The 2980-nt window shown below is 48.0% G+C and carries 4 protein-coding genes; 1 reads left to right on the top strand and 3 read right to left on the bottom strand.

The window, feature by feature from the left end; translation table 11 throughout:
- Positions 1 to 20: 20 nt before the first annotated feature.
- From thiF to Q0628_RS13495, 3 genes are read right to left on the bottom strand one after another with little or no spacing between them, the layout of a single operon-like run.
- Positions 21 to 743: a thiazole biosynthesis adenylyltransferase ThiF gene (thiF, locus tag Q0628_RS13505; RefSeq protein WP_298771823.1), complete on the bottom strand. Its 723-nt coding sequence runs from the start codon at positions 741 to 743 to the stop codon at positions 21 to 23.
- Between the two features lie 26 nt (positions 744 to 769).
- On the bottom strand, positions 770 to 1372 hold the full coding sequence (locus Q0628_RS13500) for a dimethylsulfonioproprionate lyase family protein (protein WP_298771821.1): 603 nt from the start codon (positions 1370 to 1372) through the stop codon (positions 770 to 772).
- Between the two features lie 15 nt (positions 1373 to 1387).
- Positions 1388 to 2347 carry a 50S ribosomal protein L11 methyltransferase gene (locus tag Q0628_RS13495; RefSeq protein ID WP_298771819.1) on the bottom strand — a complete coding sequence of 320 codons (960 nt, stop codon included), beginning with the start codon at positions 2345 to 2347 and terminating at the stop codon, positions 1388 to 1390.
- Between the two features lie 242 nt (positions 2348 to 2589).
- Here Q0628_RS13495 and Q0628_RS13490 point away from each other — a divergent pair.
- Positions 2590 to 2980: S-adenosylmethionine synthetase N-terminal domain-containing protein (locus tag Q0628_RS13490; RefSeq protein WP_298771817.1), on the top strand; the 391-nt coding region annotated here is incomplete at its 3' end.

Genomic DNA, 2980 nt, shown 5'->3' with positions numbered 1-2980 from the left:
ATCAGTTTGTAATACTTGCATTATCCAATCACTAGTACTTGAATTGTCAGTAGCAACTTCAACTTCTCTATCTTTACCAGATAAAACTCCCCTAGTAACACTCCAAGAATATACTTGATTGCTTCCATCGCCTGCAAACTTCCGATGACGCCTGCGATTGCCCCAATCACGCCTGCCTCTTTGCAAGTCGGCACAGAACCTTTCGGGGGCGGTTCCTCGAAAATGCAGCGGTAGCAAGGTCCCTGCTCCGGCACGTATGTCATCAGCTGCCCCTGAAACCCGACAATACCCGCATGCGAGAAAGGTTTCTTCGCCATGACGCAGGCATCATTAATCAAGAACTTCGTCGGAAAATTGTCGGTGCCGTCAATGATAAAATCGTAATCCTTAATGATGTCGAGAATATTTTCGCTCGTTACGAAAGTATGGTACGTGATCACCTTGACATCCGTATTCATCGCTTCCATGGTTTCTTTCGCGGATTGCACCTTGGGCTTACCCACATCTTGCGTGGCGTGTATTATCTGACGTTGTAAATTTGAAAGGTCAACCACATCGGCATCGGCAATGCCGATCGTGCCCACACCGGCGGCAGCAAGGTACATAGCTACAGGAGCGCCAAGGCCGCCCGCACCAATGACGAGTACCTTCGCGTTCAAGAGCTTCTTTTGGCCCTTTACGCCGACATCTTTAAGAATAATGTGGCGCGAATAGCGTTCCAGTTGTTCATTTGTAAAAGCCATTTTTCTATTGGAATTCAGTTTTCAAATCACACGTATTTCGAAAGTGTCACGACATCTTCGCCGCTCCATGTGTAAAGCGCTAGCAGGGGTTCGTCCCTTGTTTGCATGGAATGTACGTGGTTCGAGGGGTGCAGAATAAATTCTCCGGGACCGCGGACTTTTGAAACGCCATCTAATGTCCAAACGGCAAGGCCCGAAAGCACCACATAAAGTTCCGTGGCGGGGTGGAAATGAGCCGGATACAAGGTGTTCTTTCCGAGAAGCGTAAACCCGAAACAAAAATGCTCGTCGTGATACGGCGCTTCGGGCCCGAGGATTTCTCCCCAGCCCATACGGTTTCCTAAATCAGGCATATCGGCGCGCGGCTCGTAATTATACTTCCACGGCAAAAAAGGGAGTGCAGGCTTTAGCGCTTTCAGCAAATTTGCAGTCTCTGAACTTCCATGTTTTGCGGAGTCTTCAATCCAGCGAATCAGCGGAGAATCGCTTTTTTCGAAAGTCCCACTCGGGGCAGGGATTTCACGCATTACAAACTTGGCAGCCTCTTGACCGATATCATCGTCAATTTGGGCGCGTTCATTCAGAAATCGCTTCGATTCTTCAATTAAACGGGCGATAAAATCTTGCATCAAAATACACTCGTTTTACTTAGCACTTGATTTCAGTACGGCAACCGTATGGCCGATCACTTCGCCTTTTTGGAACGCCTCGTAAGCTTCTTTAGCAGTAAGCTTCGAAGATTCCAGCGACTTTTCGATTTCGAAAGCGTTCTTGCCAGATTCTTTCACCGAAATATCGGCGAATGCTTTTTGCAAGTCGCTTGCGCAGTAAAATCGGAACGGCCCGAGGCCCGCCTTTTCTTGCGCGGCGTAGCCTGAAATCACGTCTTCGGGTTCCGCCTGTACTTTCCAGGAATAAGTGAAAATTTCTGACTTAAGCCCAGCCAATTCGCCGAGTTTGATAAACGCACTGAGCGGCACGCGGCCACCGAGTGTAGAATAGACGGCACCCTTGTCGGCCAGGTAATCGCGTGCCTGCTTGAGTGCCAGATAATGCAAATCCAGCATCTGTTCGTGCACAAATTCTGGAATCGCTTCTACACGTTTTTCTAGGTAATGGCCGCTGTTTCGTTTGTCTTCAATCTTGGTGTTATCGGTTAGCGGAACATTGGGCAGGTTCTCGTAAATCACGTCGTAACGGCGCTTGCCATTTTGAAGAGGCTGCAACAGGTCTCCTGCGCCGAATTCCAATTCAATTGAATCTGCATCCTTCAAATTTTTCCTGATGTTTTCGGCTGCCGCGTCCACCACGCTTTTCTGCAAGTCGGTAAAGCCCACGCGTTTTGCGCCCAAAAGTTCGATGCCCGTCAAGACATCGATACCGGAACCTGTACCGATCGAAGCGAATGCTTCTACATCGTGTCCTAGATTTTCACGGATCAGTTTGAATGCCGGAGCCGCAATGTAGGCGACCCAATCGCTAGTAATATCTTCGGTTTTTGGCAAGTAGGCGTGATCCGTTACTGCCACAGAAAGATAATCTTGAACGTGCTTCGGCGCACCATCTAAAGTCAGATACTTTTTAATGTCGACTAAAATACTCATTTATAGATAACCTCTTTTTTTTGAGTGCAAATATAGATGTTGCCTATAGCTGCGTCCAATACAAAATTCCTAGCACTTGCTATCAATTTTTTGTATAAGAAAAATCGTGTTTTTCGCTTGACAATGTTTATGCATTTATGTAGATTTATGCATAGAAACTCAAACCACGTTTTTTCAGCGCTTGGGAATGCTCAAAAATGCGACGTTCTTTTCGGTGCTGTTAACAAAAGGAGCCTTATACAATGGCACATTATCTCTTTACTTCTGAATCCGTGTCCAAGGGACACCCCGACAAAGTTTGCGACCAGATCTCGGATGCAATTCTCGACGCCTGCCTCGCCCAAGACCCGAACAGCCGCGTGGCTTGCGAAACGCTCGCCAACACCGGTCTCGTCGTGATTTCTGGCGAAATTACCACCAAGGCTGTGATTGACTACCAGCAGATTGCACGCAAGACGATCAAGAGTATCGGTTACGTGAATCCGGAACTTGCTTTTGATTATAAGGGCTGCTCCGTGCTCGTTGCAGTCGATAAGCAGTCTCCCGATATCGCTCAGGGTGTTGACGCCAAGGCTGCCGAAGGTAAGGAAGATGACAAGCAGGGCGCAGGAGATCAGGGCATGATGTTCGGTT

The organism is uncultured Fibrobacter sp. (genome assembly GCF_937877005.1).
In the GTDB taxonomy this organism is placed as follows: Bacteria; Fibrobacterota; Fibrobacteria; order Fibrobacterales; family Fibrobacteraceae; genus Fibrobacter.
Note: the sequence above shows the minus strand (reverse complement) of the source record. Positions and strands in the feature narration are given on the sequence as shown.

Bases quoted from the DNA above. Each gene is read 5' to 3' on its own strand.
- thiF (WP_298771823.1), bottom strand. From the start codon at position 743: ATGGCTTTTACAAATGAACAACTGGAACGCTATTCGCGCCACATTATT.
- Q0628_RS13500 (WP_298771821.1), bottom strand. From the start codon at position 1,372: ATGCAAGATTTTATCGCCCGTTTAATTGAAGAATCGAAGCGATTTCTG.
- Q0628_RS13495 (WP_298771819.1), bottom strand. From the start codon at position 2,347: ATGAGTATTTTAGTCGACATTAAAAAGTATCTGACTTTAGATGGTGCG.